The organism is Aeromonas sp. QDB39, assembly GCF_027707585.1.
Classification (GTDB): domain Bacteria; phylum Pseudomonadota; class Gammaproteobacteria; order Enterobacterales; family Aeromonadaceae; genus Aeromonas; species Aeromonas hydrophila.
In genome coordinates, this window is record NZ_JAPCIV010000004.1 from 132,023 (window position 1) to 147,244 (window position 15,222).

18 protein-coding genes are annotated in these 15,222 nt (G+C 65.5%); 8 read left to right on the forward strand and 10 right to left on the reverse strand.

Features of this window, described 5'->3' with window-relative positions; translation table 11 throughout:
* Positions 1–52 precede the first annotated feature (52 nt).
* Positions 53–907 (reverse strand): lytic transglycosylase domain-containing protein, encoded by an 855-nt coding sequence (locus tag PG899_RS03745; protein ID WP_029303826.1) that lies wholly within the window; start codon positions 905–907, stop codon positions 53–55.
* Positions 908–1,088: 181 nt separating this feature from the next.
* Between PG899_RS03745 and PG899_RS03750 the strand changes: the two genes are divergently transcribed.
* Positions 1,089–1,433 carry a hypothetical protein gene (locus PG899_RS03750; RefSeq protein ID WP_270697028.1) on the forward strand — a complete coding sequence of 115 codons (345 nt, stop codon included), beginning with the start codon at positions 1,089–1,091 and terminating at the stop codon, positions 1,431–1,433.
* A gap of 33 nt (positions 1,434–1,466) precedes the next feature.
* On the opposite strand, the gene PG899_RS03755 is transcribed toward PG899_RS03750, so the two are convergent.
* Both PG899_RS03755 and PG899_RS03760 read right to left on the reverse strand, forming a co-directional pair.
* Positions 1,467–1,655 carry a hypothetical protein gene (locus PG899_RS03755; protein WP_077095421.1) on the reverse strand — a complete coding sequence of 63 codons (189 nt, stop codon included), beginning with the start codon at positions 1,653–1,655 and terminating at the stop codon, positions 1,467–1,469.
* A 155-nt stretch (positions 1,656–1,810) separates the two neighbouring features.
* Complete coding sequence (locus PG899_RS03760; RefSeq protein WP_077095422.1) at positions 1,811–2,749, reverse strand: LysR family transcriptional regulator; 939 nt, start codon at positions 2,747–2,749, stop codon at positions 1,811–1,813.
* Positions 2,750–3,079: 330 nt separating this feature from the next.
* Here PG899_RS03760 and xapA point away from each other — a divergent pair, with 330 nt between their 5' ends.
* The 4 genes from xapA (at position 3,080) to PG899_RS03780 (ending at position 7,026) form a co-directional block, all read left to right on the forward strand.
* Positions 3,080–3,907 (forward strand): xanthosine phosphorylase, encoded by an 828-nt coding sequence (xapA, locus tag PG899_RS03765; RefSeq protein ID WP_065475942.1) that lies wholly within the window; start codon positions 3,080–3,082, stop codon positions 3,905–3,907.
* Between the two features lie 25 nt (positions 3,908–3,932).
* On the forward strand, positions 3,933–5,192 hold the full coding sequence (locus tag PG899_RS03770) for a NupC/NupG family nucleoside CNT transporter (protein ID WP_077095423.1): 1,260 nt from the start codon (positions 3,933–3,935) through the stop codon (positions 5,190–5,192).
* A 62-nt stretch (positions 5,193–5,254) separates the two neighbouring features.
* On the forward strand, positions 5,255–6,058 hold the full coding sequence (gene deoC, locus PG899_RS03775) for a deoxyribose-phosphate aldolase (RefSeq protein ID WP_077095424.1): 804 nt from the start codon (positions 5,255–5,257) through the stop codon (positions 6,056–6,058).
* 56 nt (positions 6,059–6,114) lie between these two features.
* A complete protein-coding gene (locus tag PG899_RS03780; protein WP_077095425.1) occupies positions 6,115–7,026 on the forward strand; it encodes a DMT family transporter in 912 nt (303 codons plus the stop codon).
* A 5-nt stretch (positions 7,027–7,031) separates the two neighbouring features.
* On the opposite strand, the gene PG899_RS03785 is transcribed toward PG899_RS03780, so the two are convergent.
* The gene (locus tag PG899_RS03785) at positions 7,032–8,045 is read right to left on the reverse strand and encodes an NAD-dependent epimerase (RefSeq protein ID WP_077095426.1); all 1,014 of its coding nucleotides are present in this window, start codon (positions 8,043–8,045) and stop codon (positions 7,032–7,034) included.
* Positions 8,046–8,358: 313 nt separating this feature from the next.
* Between PG899_RS03785 and PG899_RS03790 the strand changes: the two genes are divergently transcribed.
* Positions 8,359–8,985: a YitT family protein gene (locus tag PG899_RS03790; protein WP_043159627.1), complete on the forward strand. Its 627-nt coding sequence runs from the start codon at positions 8,359–8,361 to the stop codon at positions 8,983–8,985.
* A gap of 112 nt (positions 8,986–9,097) precedes the next feature.
* Here the strand turns inward: PG899_RS03790 and PG899_RS03795 are convergent, their stop codons facing one another.
* Genes PG899_RS03795 through PG899_RS03805 form a run of 3 tightly spaced genes read right to left on the reverse strand, consistent with a single transcriptional unit; the run spans position 9,098 to position 11,768 of the window.
* Positions 9,098–9,886 (reverse strand): heme ABC transporter ATP-binding protein, encoded by a 789-nt coding sequence (locus PG899_RS03795; protein WP_077095427.1) that lies wholly within the window; start codon positions 9,884–9,886, stop codon positions 9,098–9,100.
* A 14-nt stretch (positions 9,887–9,900) separates the two neighbouring features.
* A complete protein-coding gene (locus tag PG899_RS03800; protein WP_017410332.1) occupies positions 9,901–10,932 on the reverse strand; it encodes a FecCD family ABC transporter permease in 1,032 nt (343 codons plus the stop codon).
* The gene (locus PG899_RS03805) at positions 10,929–11,768 is read right to left on the reverse strand and encodes a heme/hemin ABC transporter substrate-binding protein (RefSeq protein WP_077095428.1); all 840 of its coding nucleotides are present in this window, start codon (positions 11,766–11,768) and stop codon (positions 10,929–10,931) included. The genes PG899_RS03800 and PG899_RS03805 overlap by 4 nt, the downstream gene beginning before the upstream one ends.
* A 168-nt stretch (positions 11,769–11,936) precedes the next feature.
* Here PG899_RS03805 and hutX point away from each other — a divergent pair, with 168 nt between their 5' ends.
* Both hutX and hutZ read left to right on the forward strand, forming a co-directional pair.
* Positions 11,937–12,449: a heme utilization cystosolic carrier protein HutX gene (hutX, locus tag PG899_RS03810; protein WP_011704903.1), complete on the forward strand. Its 513-nt coding sequence runs from the start codon at positions 11,937–11,939 to the stop codon at positions 12,447–12,449.
* A complete protein-coding gene (gene hutZ / locus PG899_RS03815; RefSeq protein ID WP_010634920.1) occupies positions 12,446–13,003 on the forward strand; it encodes a heme utilization protein HutZ in 558 nt (185 codons plus the stop codon). The genes hutX and hutZ overlap by 4 nt, the downstream gene beginning before the upstream one ends.
* 69 nt (positions 13,004–13,072) lie before the next feature.
* On the opposite strand, the gene PG899_RS03820 is transcribed toward hutZ, so the two are convergent.
* The 3 genes from PG899_RS03820 to PG899_RS03830 are packed head-to-tail and all read right to left on the reverse strand — an operon-like array spanning position 13,073 to position 15,097.
* Complete coding sequence (locus PG899_RS03820) at positions 13,073–13,477, reverse strand: lipoprotein (RefSeq protein ID WP_010634919.1); 405 nt, start codon at positions 13,475–13,477, stop codon at positions 13,073–13,075.
* Between the two features lie 39 nt (positions 13,478–13,516).
* Positions 13,517–14,068, reverse strand: a complete 552-nt coding sequence (locus PG899_RS03825; RefSeq protein WP_077095358.1) for a cysteine hydrolase family protein — start codon at positions 14,066–14,068, stop codon at positions 13,517–13,519.
* Between the two features lie 60 nt (positions 14,069–14,128).
* On the reverse strand, positions 14,129–15,097 hold the full coding sequence (locus PG899_RS03830; RefSeq protein ID WP_077095357.1) for a ChaN family lipoprotein: 969 nt from the start codon (positions 15,095–15,097) through the stop codon (positions 14,129–14,131).
* Positions 15,098–15,222 lie beyond the last annotated feature (125 nt).

Genomic DNA, 15,222 nt, shown 5'->3' on the forward strand with positions numbered 1-15,222 from the left:
GCGCAAATACGGGTATGGTTTTTGTCAATAGCGGGCCGCCAGTGAGCCTGGCTCAGGGCTGCTTGTGGCCGGCGAAGTAGAGCACCCGCCGCACATATTGCTGGGTCTCCTGATAGGGGGGGATGCCGCCATACTGCTCCACCGATTTTTCGCCAGCGTTGTAGGCCGCCGACATCAGGGTCCAGTTGCCGTCGAAGTGGGTGTGCAGCCACTTGAGATAGGCCACGCCGCCCTTGATGTTCTGCTCCGGATCGAAGGGGCGGGTCACCCCAAAGCGCTGCTGGGTCTCGGGGATGAGCTGCATCAGCCCCTGGGCATTCTTGGGGGAGACGGCGCGGCTGTCGAGGTTGGATTCGGCGATGGCGATGGCCAGCACCAGCCGTTCGTCGATGCGGTGGCGCTTGGCGGCGTGGCGCAGCATGGTGGCCAGCTTCTGCTTGGCGGGCGACTGGCGGGCCAGATAGGCCTCCAGATTGAAGGGGGTGGTGGGAATGGCGGCGAAGTAGCCGCCGGATCCACCGACGCCGCTGCCGCACTGATCCCCCATCACGGCATTGCCGACCCGGCTGTTGTAGTAGCGGGCGGCCTGCTGGTTGCCAAGGCGGATCGCCATGGCCAGGTAGGCGTTGGCCATGCGGGGGTTGCGAACCGAGCCCGGGCCGGTGGCGAGCAGGCGGCCGATGCGAAAATACCCTTCCGGATTACCCGTGGTGGCGGCGGCGCAGTAGAAGTGGATGGCCTGGGTCAGGTTGCCCTGACTCTGTGCCTGCTGACCTTTCTTCAGTGCGCTGAGCGCCTTGGGTGCCTGTCTGAAATCCCTGCTTTGCGCCGCTGCCTGCCCGGTGCCGGCCAGCAACAGCGATAAAAAAAGCAGCAAAAACAGCCTGTTTTCGCTGGAACTCGACATGGATTCTCTCCTGTTGGGGTACAGAAGATATAGGGGAACATGGCCTGTTCTGCCATTAATCCAGTGGATCCTGTTGTTATGGATCCGGGTATCCAGAGATCAAAACGGTATGGAACCAATGACCGAGGCTGATACGGCAGGGGTTGGCGACGGCTCATAAGGGTCGCCGCCAGCAAAGGTGTTGCTAGATAAGCTGCCCCTGGCCACCATCGCCACCATCGCCACCATCGCCACCATCGCCACCATCGCCACCATCGCCACCATCGCCACCATCGCCACCATCGGCACCATCGGCACCATCGATACCGTCAGCGCCATCAATACCATCAGCACCATCCATGTCGTCGGCACCGGCGCTGCCATCGCTGCCCGGTTCCGGGAGCCACTGGCCATTGTCCGCCGGTGGGCAGTCATCGCCGGCCGGACAGGGCGTGCGGGCCAGCAACGGGGCGCCGTGCAGGCAGCCAAGCAGCAACAGCAGAGAGCAGAGGGTACGAGTCGGTTTCATGGAATTGACCAGGCATGAACAAGGAGAGAAGAGAAGGGCCTTGCTGGCCCCTCAGACGTCGAGGTGATAGGGCTGCTCGTCCGGCTCGGCGGCGGACAGCTGGCGATACATCAGGCGGATTTCACTCGCCACCCAGAGCGAGAGCAGGCCGAGCAGGCTCAGCAGCGGCGCCAGGGTGTGGCTCTGTTGCAGTCCGTAGGCAGACAGGGCGGCGCCCAGCAACAGCAGAATACGGATCATGAGGTGACTCCTTCTCATCATGGTGAGGGCGCGGATGCGTGCCCGTGTGGCACCAAGTGTGGCCAGTATACCCCAGCCGGTGCCCGGCAAACCGCCATCCGCTTCACATCCCCATCCTAAGGGGGGAGGCGGCGAAGCACCATCCGATTAACTCATCAATCCGCGGTCGGCCGGTTCATCTGCGCGCTCATGGTGTCGATGAAGTGGCGGATCGCCACCGCGGCCGGCTGGCCATCGCCGGGCGGGGCGTAAAGCACGCAGAGATCGGCGGGGATCGCCTGCTCGAGCCGGATGAAGCGCACGTGGGGCCACTTCTGGCGGGCGTAGCTGGCCGGCACCAGTGCCACCTGCAGGCTGGTGGCCACCACCGCCATCAGGGTGTTGGGTTCGACCACCTCCTGGTTGAGATGGGGGTAGAAGCCCTCCACCAGACAGGCGTTGATGATGAGGTCGGTAGAAGAGGAGTTGGCGCGGCTCATCAGCACGAACGGCTCACCCGCCAGCTCGGGCAGGGAGACCCGCTTGCGATCCCGCAGCGGATGCTCGTCCGACACCACCAGCACCATGGACTCGCGATAGATGGTTTCGGCCAGCAGCGGATGGATGTTGACGGTGTCGGCGAAGCGGGCGAGGCCGAGGTCTATCTCCTTGCGCGAAAGCGCCTGTTTCTGCCGTTCGGGGGAGAGCTCGGTGAAGGTGATCTCGAACTCGGGGTGGCGCTGGTGACACTGGCGGATCACCTCGCCAAAGCCGGCCCAGAAGATGGAGCTGACCAGCCCGATGCGGATCTGGTTGCGCTCCATGCGCCCCGCCTGCACCACCCGGTTAAGGCCGCTTTCCAGCACGTCGAACAGCAGGGCGCACTCGGCCTGCAGCAGCCGGCCGGTGGCGGTGAGGCTCACCTGGCGGGTGTGGCGCTCGAACAGCGCCAGCCCCAGCAGGGACTCGAGTTCCTTGATCTGGGCGCTGAGCGGTGACTTGGAAACATTGAGCTGCAGGGCGGCCCGGCTGAAGTGTCCCTGGCTGGCCACCGCATGGAAGTAGCGCAGCATCTTGAGGGTGACGCGATCGCGCCAGTGACTGTCGAGGGCCAAGCGACCTCCTTCGGTGGCTGATTGAGGGCCGGGTGCGATCCCCGTCAAAGTTTGCGCGACCGGTGCGGGCGGCAGCAGGGCCGCTGCGCGGCGGATGGTCGATCCGGCTCACACCTTTGCCGGCCCGATTTGACCGTGCCGGGGCTGGTCGGCGGAAAAACGGGGCCAATCAGCGCCATTCATGCCGCTTCCTGTGGTTTTCAGCCATTTCCCGGCGGGAAATTGTGCTGAAAATCAGGATAGTCAGGCCGATTTTAGCGATTTTTATCGCCCAATACCTCCCCTAGAGTGAGCGCCATGTCCCATTTACAGCCTCAAGAGGTGCAGCTCATGCAACAAGATCCGGTACTCAACGCCGTCGCCACCATTCTCGCCCGCAAGCCGGGTTTTGCCCCCCGCGCCGCCATGATCCTGGGCTCCGGCCTCGGCGTGCTGGCCGATGCGCTGGAGGAGAAGGTCACCATCCCCTACGAGGAGCTGGACGGCTTCCCGGTCAGCACGGTGGCTGGCCACAGCGGCGAGCTGGTGCTCGGCAAGCTGCACGGGGTGGACGTGGTCTGCATGAAGGGGCGCGGCCACTACTACGAACACGAAACCATGAAGGTGATGACCACCCCGGTGCGCACCTTCAAGCGGCTGGGCTGCGAGCTGCTGCTGGTGACCAATGCGGCCGGCTCGCTGCGCCCGGAGCGGATCGGGGTCGGCTCCCTGGTCATCTTCAACGATCACATCAATACCATGCCGGGTACCCCCATGACGGGCGCCAATGACGAGGCCTACGGCCCGCGCTTCTTCAGCCTGGCCAATGCCTATGACAAGGGGTTGCGCAGCGAGGCGCTGGCGCTGGCCGAGCGGGAGGGGATCGCCGTCAATCAGGGGGTGTTCGTCTCCTACAGCGGCCCCTGTTTCGAGACCGCCGCCGAGATCCGCATGATGCAGATCATCGGTGGCGACGTGGTGGGGATGTCGGTGGTGCCAGAAGTGGTCAGCGCCGCCCACTGCGCGCTGCCGGTGCTGGCCATCTGCGCCATCACCAACATGGCGGAGGGGCTTGGCGACGTGCAGCTCTCCCATGAGCAGACCCTCAAGTGCGCCAAGCTGGCGGAAACGGATTTCATCCGCCTCATCAACGCCTTTATCAAGCACCACTTCCAGTAAGCAGGGAACGACCAGGAGGTCAGTTATGTTTGCAGCAGGATTTCTCGGTATGGCGGCGCTGATCCTCATCGCCGTGCTCGCATCGACCAACCGCAGGGCCATTCGCCTGCGCACCGTGGGGCTGGCCTTGGCCTTGCAGGTCGCCATCGGTGCCCTGGTGCTCTATGTACCGCTGGGGCGCCGGGCGCTGGAGGGAATGGCCCACGGGGTCGACGCCGTGCTGGCGAGCGGCAAGGCGGGCATCCACTTCCTGTTTGGCAACCTGGTCAACTTCTCGGTGGACGGCATCGGCTTCGTGTTTGCCCTCAACGTGCTGCCGCTGGTGGTGTTCTTCTCGGCGCTGATCGCCGTGCTCTACTACCTCGGCATCATGCAGCTGGTGATCCGCTTCATCGGCGGCGCCATGGCGCGGCTGCTCGGCACCTCCCAGACCGAGTCCATGTCGGCAGTGGCCAACGTCTTCGTCGGTCAGAGCGAGGCGCCGCTGGTGGTCAAGCCCTACATGCCCAAGATGAGCGATTCGGAGTTCTTCGCCGTCATGTGCGGCGGCATGGCTTCGGTCTCCGGCACCGTGCTGGCGGGCTACGCCATGATGGGTGTGGACATGCAGTACCTGCTGGCCGCCTCCTTCATGGCGGCACCGGGCGGGCTCCTGTTCGCCAAGCTGATCATCCCCGAAACCAGCCAGCCGGACTATGTGTTCGACAACAGCATCCAGTTTGACGGCAAGAAGCCGGAGAACGTGCTGGCGGCGGCAGGCGAGGGGGCCAGCAGCGGCCTCAAGCTGGCGGCGGCCATCGGCGCCATGCTGATCGCCATGATCGGGCTGGTGACCCTGGTCAACACCCTGCTGGGCGGGGTGGGGGAGATGGTGGGCATGCCGCTCTCCCTCGAGCTCATCCTGGGCTGGATCTTCTCGCCGCTCGCCTTCCTGCTCGGGGTGCCGCTGGCGGACATCGGCATCGCCGGCGCCATGATCGGCAAGAAGCTGGTGGTGAACGAGTTCGTGGCCTACAGCGACCTCTCCCCCTACCTGAGAGACGCCAGCACTGTGACCGCCGCCGGTCTGCAGGTGCTGGAGGAGAAGTCCAAGGTGATCATCAGCTTCGCCCTGTGCGGCTTTGCCAACCTGGCCTCCATGGGGATCCTGATCGGTGGCCTGGGCACCCTCTGCCCTTCCCGCACCGACTTCATCGCCCGCTACGGCCTGCGTACCGTGCTGGCTGCCACCTGTTCCAACCTGATGAGCGCCGCCATCGCCGGGATCTTCTTCTCCCTGGCCTGAGCGTCCCATCCCTTGTTCCGGGGCGCTGCGGCGCCCCTTTCTTATCCTGACAGGAGCCTTCCATGATTCCAGATACTGCTTTTTCACCAGCCTGCGCTGCCACCGAGGCCGCCAGCCGGGCCATCCGCCTGATGGATCTCACCAGCCTCAACGACGATGACCACGACGCGCGCATCATCGCCCTCTGTCACCAGGCGCAGACCCCGGTCGGCAACACGGCCGCGGTCTGCATCTATCCGCGCTTCGTGGGGCTGGCCAGGCTCACCCTGGCGGCGCAGGGCACCCCCGAAATCAAGGTCGCCACCGTGGTCAACTTCCCCCATGGAGACGATGAGCTGACCAGCGTGCTGGCCGAGACCCGCGCAGCCCTTCTCGATGGTGCCGACGAGATCGATCTGGTGATCCCCTGGCGTGCGCTCAAGGCGGGGGACGAGGCACCCGCCCGGGCGCTGGTGCGCGGCTGCAAGGCGTTGTGTGGGACGCGGCTGCTCAAGGTGATCATCGAATCCGGCGAGCTGCAGGAGCCCGCGCTTATCCGCGCCGCCTCCCTGCTTGCCATCGAGGAGGGGGCCGACTTCATCAAGACCTCCACCGGCAAGGTGCCGGTCAATGCCACCCCAGCGGCGTGCCGCACCATGCTGGCGGCCATCGCCGAGTGCGGTGCGCAGCACCGGGTGGGCTTCAAGGCGGCAGGCGGGGTGAAAAGCGCGCAGGAGGCGGGGGAGTATCTGGCCATGGCGGCCGCACTCTTTGGCGATGAGTGGCTGGTTGCCGAGCGCTTTCGCTTTGGCGCCTCCAGCCTGCTTGGCCAGTTGCTGGCCACTATCGAGGGCAAGAAGCCGGTTGCTGCCGACGGCAGTTATTGAATCATTCCCATCCAGTGCGGCGCCCGGCGGGGCGCCCCTTTGCACAGGTGCATGCCATGTCCCATCCCCGTTTTCATTTTGTGCAGGCCCACGGCAAGGTGCTGCTGTTCACCCTGCTCATCAGCCTCTCCTTCCCCATCGGCAGTGCCCTCACCGCGGTGCTGGACCCGCTGGTGGTCACCTGGGCGCGCTACCTGCTGGCGGCGCTCACCTTCGTGATTCTGCTGGCTTGCCAGCGCCGTCTGGTGCTGCCTTCGCTGCGGGATCTGGGGCGTTATACCCTCATCTCGCTGCCTGCCCTCTGCTACTTCGTCGCCATGTTCGTGGCGCTGCAGGAGACCAGCGCCCTCGATGCCAGCGCACTCTACACCACGGTGCCCCTCATCAGCGCGCTGGCCAGCATGCTTGTGCTGCAGCGCCGCATCGGCTGGTCGATGGCGTTCGCCCTGCTGGGGGGCATGGTGGCGGCCGCTCTCATCATCTTTCGCGGTGAGCTGAGCCAGCTGGCGAGCCTGAGCCTCACCCCCAGCAACCGCATCTATCTGTTCGGCTGCGTGGGGATGGCGCTCAACCCCATACTGGTGAAGCGCTACTACCGGGGCGAGTCGTTTGCCCACCTCACCTGCTGGACCCTGATCTGCGCTACCCTGCTGCTCACCCTGGTGGCGGCGCCGCGGCTGCTGACAACCGACTGGCAGCAGGTGTCGCTGCCGCTCTGGCTCGGCCTTGCCTATCTGGCGCTGTTTGCCACGGCGCTCAGCTTCTTTTTGTTCCAGCAGGGGAGCGTGGTGCTGCAGCCGGAGCAGGTCTCGGCCTACACCTACCTGATCCCGGTACTGGTGCTGTTGACCGGCATGCTGAGCGGGGAGGAGGTGATCTGGCGGCAGGTGGGCTGGGGCGTGCTCGGCGTGCTGCTGACCATGGCGGTCATGGTGCTGGTGCCCGCTCGGCAGGCACGCCGTGCCTGAATGGGTCAGCGGGCGGGCTGGTAGTAGTCGAGATACCAGCGCACGAACGCGGCGACCCCTTCCTTGATGGAGGTGGCGGGGCGCAGGCCGGTGAGGGTGTGGAGGGGCTCGCTGTCAGCCCAGGTGGCGTGCATGTCGCCCGCCTGCATCGGCAGCATCCGCTTGATGGCGGGCTTGTCCAGCGCCTGTTCCAGCGCCTCGATGAAGTCGAGCAGCCGCACCGGCTGGCCATGGCCGATGTTGAGGATGCGGTAAGGCGCGGCGCTCTCGGCCGGACTCTGCTCGCCGGCGTGCCAGTGAGGGTTGGGGCGGGGCGGCAGCTCGGCGACGGCCAGGATCCCCTCGACGATGTCGTCGATGAAGGTGAAGTCGCGGCTGAGATCGCCCTGGTTGTAGACGTCGATGGGCTCGCCCGCCAGGATGGCGCGGGTGAACTTGGCGATGGCCATGTCGGGCCGGCCCCAGGGGCCGTAGACGGTGAAAAAGCGCAGCCCCGTGGTGGGCAGGCCGTAGAGCGCCGAGTAGGCGTGGGCCATCAGCTCGCCGCTCTTCTTGGTGGCGGCATAGAGGGAGACCGGGTGGTCCACCTGCTGATCGGCACTGAACGGCAGCTGCTCGCCCATGCCGTAGACCGAGCTGGAGGAGGCGTAGATCAGATGCCGGATGCCGTGCTGGCGGCACCCCTCCAGCACCGTCAGCATGCCGGTGAGGTTGCTCTCGCTGTAGGCAAACGGGTTTTCCAGCGAGTGGCGCACTCCCGCCTGGGCGCCCAGGTGGATCACCCGCTCGAACCGCCCCTCGGCAAACAGGGTGGCCATGCCGGCCTGGTCCGCCAGCTCGCCTTGCACGAAGCGAAAATGGGGGAAGGGGGTCAGCATCGCCAGGCGGGCCTCCTTGAGGCTCACCTCGTAGTAGTCGTTGAGGTTGTCCAGCCCCACCACCTGATGGCCCGCCTCGCACAGCCGTCTGGCCACGTGAAAACCGATAAAGCCGGCGGCGCCGGTGACCAGATACTTCATGATTGGGGTCCTGTGCAGATCATGGGGCTCCTGACGGTGATGGGAAAAGGGGGTTGCGCGCTTTGTAGCAGAGCCGGCGCGTCTGTGCCATGGCAAACCGCCTGCGTCGGCGCGGTTCAGGCGCGGCATGCTGCATCTTGGTGCAGCGGCTGTCAATGGAGAATGACAGGCACCAAAACGGGGCGTGGGCGGCGACTATTGTGATCATGGTCGCAAAAAATAGACTGAACCCCATAACGAAGCCCTGCGGACAGGGCTCGCGCCCGCCAGACGGGCAACAGACACTCTTTCACTTCGCTATTGGATACCGGTTATGGACAACACCCCTGGCTCGGCGCACTCCGTTCGGACTGCGCACCCCCTCTATGAAGACGTCATCGCCCTGCTGACCGCGGCCGGCTTCGTCTCCCTCGGCATCTTTCTGTTTCATCAGGTCGGTCTGCTCACCGGCGGCACCGCCGGGCTGGCGCTGCTGCTGCAGCAGGTGACGGGGCTGAGCTTCGGCCTGCTGTTCTTCGGCATGAACCTGCCCTTCTATGCCCTGGCCTGGTTCAGGATGGGGCCGCGCTTCACCCTCAACACCTTCGTCTCGGTGGCGGCGGTCTCCTTCATGACGGATCACCTCAACGCCGTGCTGCAAATCGGCAAGATTGAGCCGGTCTACGCGGCGCTGATCGGCGGTACCCTGATCGGCATGGGGCTGCTCATCATGTTCCGCCACAAATCGAGCCTGGGCGGCTTCAACATCCTGGCGCTGTTTATTCAGGATCGGTTCGGCATCCGCGCCGGCAAGCTGCAAATGGGGCTGGATTGCACTATCGTCATCGCCTCCTGCTTCGTGGTGCAGCCCTGGATCCTGGCGCTCTCGGTGGTGGCGGCCATCATCTGTAACCTGGTGTTGACACTCAACCACAAGCCGGGCCGTTATCAGATCGCTTGACGAGAAAGGAATCATATGAGGCTTCTTGGTGGGTGATAAGCCTGCCCGCCTTGCAAACAAACAGAGCGCCTGATGGCGCTCTGTTGCTATCTGCCGCACGGCCATCACCGAATCACACCACCATGGGCAGTCCGCTTTCGGGGTGGAGGATCACCTGGGCCGGGTAGTCGTAGAGCCGGTCGATGAGATCAGGCGTCAGCACCTCGCGCGGGGTACCGTCTGCCATCACTCTGCCCTGTTCCAGCATCACCAGCCGGTCGGCGTAACGGGCCGCCAGATTGAGATCGTGCAGCACCACCAGCACGGCGGTATGGCGGGCGGCGAGGGCGCGCGCCATGGTGAGCAGCTGGTGCTGGTACTTGAGATCGAGCGCCGAGGTGGGTTCGTCGAGCAGCAGCAGCCGCGCTTGCTGCGGTTCGTCCGGTGCCTGCCAGATCTGGGCCAGCACCCGGGCGAACTGCACCCGCTGGCGCTCCCCGCCGGAGAGGCCGGGATAGAGGCGGCCTGCCAGGTGATCGACCCCGGCATGGGTCATGGCGGCCCGGACTATCTGGTCGCGCCGGCTGGCCGGTTCGCTGTGGGGCAGCCGGCCCATGGCCACCACCTCCTCGCACAGGAAGGGGAAGTTCAGGGACGAGCTCTGCGGCAGCACCCCGACCCGATGGGCCAGCTCGGTGCCGGCCCACTCCTGCCGCTCCCTGCCAAACAGGCGGATCTCCCCCTGATGTTCCAGCTCGCCGGTGAGGCATTTGAGCAGCGAGCTCTTGCCGGCGCCGTTGGGGCCGAGCAGGGCGGTGAGGCTGCCCGCCTGCATGCTGAGGTCGAGCCTGTCCAGTATGGGGCGGCCGCCCCGGCTGAGGCTGAGCTGGCGACAGTGCAGCAGGGTCGATGAAGCAGACAAGAGGAGTCCTCCGGTTAAAGCGTCCGGCGGCTCTTGACCAGCAGCCAGATGAAGAAGGGGGCGCCCAGCAGGGCGGTGATGATGCCGACCGGCATCTCGGCCGGCGCCAGCAGGGTGCGGGCCAGCATGTCGGCGCCCAGCAGCAGGGCGGCCCCGAGCAGGGCGGAGAGCGGCAGCAGCCGGACATGGTTGGGGCCGGCCAGCAGCCGCACCAGGTGAGGCACCACCAGGCCGACGAAACCGATCATGCCGGCCACTGCCACCGCCACGCCGACCCCGGCTGCGGTGAGCAGGATCAGCCGCCGCTTGAGGGACTGCACCTGGATGCCGAGGTGGCGGGCCTCCCCTTCACCCAGCAGCAGGGCGTTGAGGGGGTTGGCATCGCGCAAGAACAGAATGAGCAGGGCTACCAGGGTCAGCAGCGCCAGCGCCACGTCCACCGGCTTGCCCGCCGCCAGCGATCCCATCTGCCACAGGCTCAGGTTGCGCAGCATCTGATCGTCGGCGAGATAGGTGAGCAGGCCGATCACGGCACCGGACAGCGCGGTGACGGCCACCCCGGCCAGCAGCATGACGGTGACCGAGGTGCCCCCCTCCCGGGTGCCGAGCAGATAGACCAGGGTGGTGGTCAGGGCTCCGCCGAGAAAGGCGAGCAGGGGCAGCAGGCCGATGCCGAGCAGGCTCTGCCACTGCTGACCGAGGGGGGCCAGCAGCACGATGGCCAGCGCCGCACCGAGCGCCGCCCCGCCGGAGACCCCGATGATGCCGGGGTCGGCCAGGGGGTTGCGAAACAGCCCCTGCATTACGGCGCCGCAGAGGCCGAGAATCCCCCCCACCGCGATGCAAAGCAGGGTACGCGGCAGGCGGATCTCCTGCACGATCAGCAGCTTGTGGGCCTCAATCCCGCTCCCTTGGCCGGCGAACAGGGCGCGCAGGCTCTCGCCAAAAGAGAGGGCCATGGGGCCGGTCGCCAAGGATCCGACCAGCAGCAGCGCCAGTGCGCCGCCGGTGAGGCACAGCAGCCAGGGCAGTGGCAGACGCATCATGAACCCAGCTTGATCCACTTGGCGATCTGGCTGGCCTGCTGCAGCGAGGTAAGGCTGAGCCCCCCTTGCAGGGCGTGACCGTCGATGGCGTGGATGGCCCTGTTCTTGCCGGCCGGGGTGGCGGAAAGGGCGGGCACCTGGCTCAGCACGGTTTCGGGATCCTGATACTGCTGCCAGTCGCGGCCGCTCACCAGCACCAGATCGGGCTGCAGCTCGATCAGGGATTCGGTGGAGACGGGCTTGTAGTCGCTCAGCTGGGCCACCGGGTTGACGCCGCCGGCCAGGGTGAGCAGGGCGCTGGCGGTGGTGTTGCCGCCGGCGATGCTGGTGGGCTGGCCCTTGTGCAGCAGCAGGAAGACCACCTTGAGCGGTTCGTTCTGCTTCGCCTGGGCGGCCAGCTGCTCGCTCTGGGTCTGGATCTCGGCCTTCAGGCGGGAGCCGGCGGCCGGATCCTTGAGCAGGGCGGCCAGGGTATCGATGCGCTGGTTGAGGTTGGCGAGGGTGGGGGCGGTGGGCAGCACGTCCACCTCGACCCCGGCCCGGCGCAACTGCTCCAGGGCGGGCGGTGGCCCCATCTCGTCGCTGCCGACCAGCCGGGTCGGCGCCAGGCTCAGGATCCCTTCGGCGGCAAGGGCGCGGTGATAGCCGACCCGTGGCAGGTTTTTCGGCTCTGGGCTGCTGATGTCGGTGGCGATGAGGCTCTGCTCACCGCCCAGTGCCAGAATGAGTTCCGTGGTGGCCGGGCCTATGCTGACGATACGTTCCTGCGCCAGAACGGGCAGGGACAGGGCTGAGCAGCCGAGCAGGCTGAGTGCGAGGGCAAAACGACGGCCCATGCTAACCTCCGAAGGGTGAATGAAGTTGGGTTGCCGCCGAGAATATCAAGCCGTCGAAAAAAATGCACTGAGAATGAAAGCGATTATCAATTGCATTGGTTTGGGGCCTTCATTACAGTATCCGCCATGACAGAACAGGGATGCCGCAGGCACCCCAAGGGAGAACCGATGAGCATTGCACAACGCATTCATGGGCTGCTGGAACAAGATCCCAGCGCTCACCCATCCACCATCGCCGCCGAGCTGGCCGTCAGCGAATGGGAGGTGGTACGCCACTTGCCGGCCGAGCTGGTCACCCTGGTGCCCGCCGAACAGGCCGAAGCCCTGCTGGCGGATCTGGCCGACTGGGGCCAGGTGACCACCATCGTCGAGTCCGACGGCTCCATTTTTGAGGTGAAGGCCCCCTTCCCCCGTGGCAAAAGCGCCCGCGGCTACTACAACCTGATGGGGCGCGACGGCGAGATGCACGGCCACCTCAAGCTCGACAACGTGGTCGGCATCGCCCTGGTCAGCAAGCTGTTCATGGGCAAGGAGGGGCACTCCTTCCAGTTTTTCGGCCACAGCGGTCGCTGCATTTTCAAGGTCTATCTGGGGCGTGACGAGCAGCGTCAGCTGCTGCCGGCCCAGGTGGAACGCTTCATGGCCCTGCGCCACCAGTATCAAGAGGAAGTCAAAGCATGAGTGAACGTCAGGAGCGTCTGCAGAACCGCCTGCAACCGGAGATCCGCGAGTTCCGCGACGGTTGCCGCACCCTGCAGCTGGCGACGGTGGACAGTGAAGGCAACCCCAATGCCAGCTATGCCCCCTTCGTGCTGCAGGAGGATGGCTACTATGTGCTCATCTCCGAGATCGCCCGCCACGCCCGCAACCTGCAACAGGTGCCCAAGGTGTCGCTGATGCTGATCGAGGACGAGAACGGGGCCCGCGAACTGTTTGCCCGCAAGCGCCTGACCTTCGATGCGGTGGCCGAAGTGGTGGCCCGCGACGACGTGCGCTGGGAGAAGGCCATTGCTGCGCTGGAAGGGCGCTTCGGCGAGATAGTCAAGGGGCTCTCCAACCTCAAGGACTTCGTGCTGTTTCGCCTCAAGCCCGAGCAGGGGTTGTTCGTCAAGGGCTTCGGCCAGGCGTTCCGGGTCTCCGGCGACGAGCTGGTGGATTTCGTCCACCTGGTGGAAGGGCACAAGCGCGTCGACAACGGCGCCGAGCTGACCAGCCCGGCCGATGCGCCGGTCTGATCCACGCGATCACCAACATGACAAAACGGGCAGCCCTGGGGCTGCCCGTTTTTTTATGGCCGGCGCTGCTCAGTCCTGCCAGGAGGCCTTGTTGGGGAAGGCGTCGCGGTCGGCCCGGGTGGCGGTCTCATTGCACTCACCCCGGATCTTCCAGGAGGTCTGGCTGAGCACTATGTAGCCTTCGCGGCAGTACTTGCGCTCGGCCAGCGCCTGGGTGAGCTGGGCATCCTGCAGCGCTTCACGCCGCTCCAGCAGGCTCTTGCTGCGACTCAGGCGGCTGCCGTCATCGTCCTGCAGGCGGGTGGGCAGGGTATCGAGCGGGGCGGCTTCGAAGGTGAAGCGCTTGCTCCCCTCCTCATTGATGTGGGTCCTGAACAGGGGGGCCGGGCCATCCGGCTGGCGCCCCGGCAGGCCGGAGCAGGCGGTGATTGCCGGTAACAGCAGCGTGAAAGCAACGGCAGAGAGTAGACGCACACAAGACTCCAATCGGGTGATCGCTTCAGAGCGGGCAGATTAACATGCCGGCTCGGGTTGGGTGGCGCCGAGCAGCGCATCCGTCGTGAGCAGGGTCACGCTTCTGCCTTTTGGCAGGCTGAGGTGACGCCACATCCAGTGGTGGTGTTCGATGATCTGCTCCGCGCTCAGGTGGGGCCTGTCCGCCGTGGTATGGGCGTCGGTCACCGCCACCACCTCGAAGCCGCGAGCGGCGGCGCTGCGCAAGGTGGTGTCAACGCAAAAGTCGGTGGCACAGCCGCAGATGAGCAGCCTGTCCACCGCCTGTTCCGCCAGCAGGAAACCGAGCTCGGTGTCGAGGAAGCTGTCGCAGGCGGTCTTGCGTACCCGGCTGTCATGCCCCTGTGGGGCGAGATCGGCGTGCAGCTGCCAGCCCGGACTGGCGGGATCCACTTCGGAACCGGGGGCATCGTGCTGCACATAGATGACACGACCCTGTTCTGCCCGCACGCGCTCGGCCAATCGATTGATATTGGCGATGACCTGGCTGTCCTGATGGCGAGGCTGGGTGAACAGCCCCTGTTGCATGTCGATGACCAGTAACACATCCATATGAAATCCTTGGGCAAATGTTTGTCAGGGTGGCAGCCACTGGGCTCCTCAGACGCAAGGTCAGGGTTGCAGCCACTGGCTGCAGTCACGACTGCGGGATTGATGCAGTGCGCCCATATCTTGCTTCATTTCATCGGCATTTAGCCAGCGTTCCGGCAGGGGGGCGATGCCGACCCGCACGTCGGCAACCCGGCCAGCCGCAGCTTGACCGTCACCCGCTTGCGGCGCCGTCAGCTCCGGCACGACCAGCGCCACCTTGAGATCCGGGTTGCGGCTGGCGATACGGCTGGCGAGCCCCAGCCCGCCCTCTACGTGGAAGTTGCCGGCGATGTGCATGATGCGTTGGCCCGGGTGGCTGCGCAGGTAATCCACCATGCTCTCGGCCATGGTGTCGTCCCAGCTGGTCTGGGCGGCAAAGCGGCGGGCGTTGCTGTCGGCATCGCCATGATGGAGCGAGGCCATGAACTTCTGGCGATAGGGGTCATCGCCGAGGGTGAGGGTGCGGGCCAGCTGGCTGCGACGGCTGGCGGGCAGCTGATCCAGCCAGGCCGGCCCCTCCTGGCCGACACAGCTCACCAGCGGTTTGGGCGCATTGGCGGCGATGACCGGCAGGTGGTGCGCCTTGGCGAACTCCACCAGCGGGCGATAGTCGCTCTGGTAGTTGGGCCAGGCGTTGCCGTCACGAATGAGCGCCGCCTCGCCGATGCGACCGGCCAGGTAGGCATCCAGCACCGGCTGATCGGCGCGGCTGAACTGCTCCATGGAGAGCACCAGAGGGCGACCGTCTGCGGCCAGGCCCGCCAGCATTCTGGCCTGTAGCAGGTGCACCGCCGGGTGGGTGTGCAGCTCGCCCACCAGCACTATGTCGGCATCCACCACCCGGGCCAGGGCCTGCTCGAGGGTCAGCGCCTCCCCCTGGGTAGCCTTGAGCTGATAGTGATAGAGGGTGCCGGCATCGTTGACGGGGGCCGTCGTGGCACAGGCGGCCAGCAGCAGGGGCAGGGTGAACAGGGGCAGTAGTCGGGTCATGGATGTCTCGCAGCGATGAGGTGCCTGCACCATACAATGGCAGCATGGCGGGCGGGAAAACAGAGGGGCATAGTGTAGAACCGAATTATGACAAAAGAAAATGAGAATGATTCCGTTTATTATTG

Coding starts and splice junctions, on each gene's coding strand:
- PG899_RS03745 (WP_029303826.1), bottom strand. CDS start 907: ATGTCGAGTTCCAGCGAAAACAGGCTGTTTTTGCTGCTTTTTTTATCG.
- PG899_RS03755 (WP_077095421.1), bottom strand. CDS start 1,655: ATGATCCGTATTCTGCTGTTGCTGGGCGCCGCCCTGTCTGCCTACGGA.
- xapA (WP_065475942.1), top strand. CDS start 3,080: ATGCAACAAGATCCGGTACTCAACGCCGTCGCCACCATTCTCGCCCGC.
- PG899_RS03770 (WP_077095423.1), top strand. CDS start 3,933: ATGTTTGCAGCAGGATTTCTCGGTATGGCGGCGCTGATCCTCATCGCC.
- deoC (WP_077095424.1), top strand. CDS start 5,255: ATGATTCCAGATACTGCTTTTTCACCAGCCTGCGCTGCCACCGAGGCC.
- PG899_RS03780 (WP_077095425.1), top strand. CDS start 6,115: ATGTCCCATCCCCGTTTTCATTTTGTGCAGGCCCACGGCAAGGTGCTG.
- PG899_RS03785 (WP_077095426.1), bottom strand. CDS start 8,045: ATGAAGTATCTGGTCACCGGCGCCGCCGGCTTTATCGGTTTTCACGTG.
- PG899_RS03790 (WP_043159627.1), top strand. CDS start 8,359: ATGGACAACACCCCTGGCTCGGCGCACTCCGTTCGGACTGCGCACCCC.
- PG899_RS03800 (WP_017410332.1), bottom strand. CDS start 10,932: ATGATGCGTCTGCCACTGCCCTGGCTGCTGTGCCTCACCGGCGGCGCA.
- PG899_RS03805 (WP_077095428.1), bottom strand. CDS start 11,768: ATGGGCCGTCGTTTTGCCCTCGCACTCAGCCTGCTCGGCTGCTCAGCC.
- hutX (WP_011704903.1), top strand. CDS start 11,937: ATGAGCATTGCACAACGCATTCATGGGCTGCTGGAACAAGATCCCAGC.
- hutZ (WP_010634920.1), top strand. CDS start 12,446: ATGAGTGAACGTCAGGAGCGTCTGCAGAACCGCCTGCAACCGGAGATC.
- PG899_RS03825 (WP_077095358.1), bottom strand. CDS start 14,068: ATGGATGTGTTACTGGTCATCGACATGCAACAGGGGCTGTTCACCCAG.
- PG899_RS03830 (WP_077095357.1), bottom strand. CDS start 15,097: ATGACCCGACTACTGCCCCTGTTCACCCTGCCCCTGCTGCTGGCCGCC.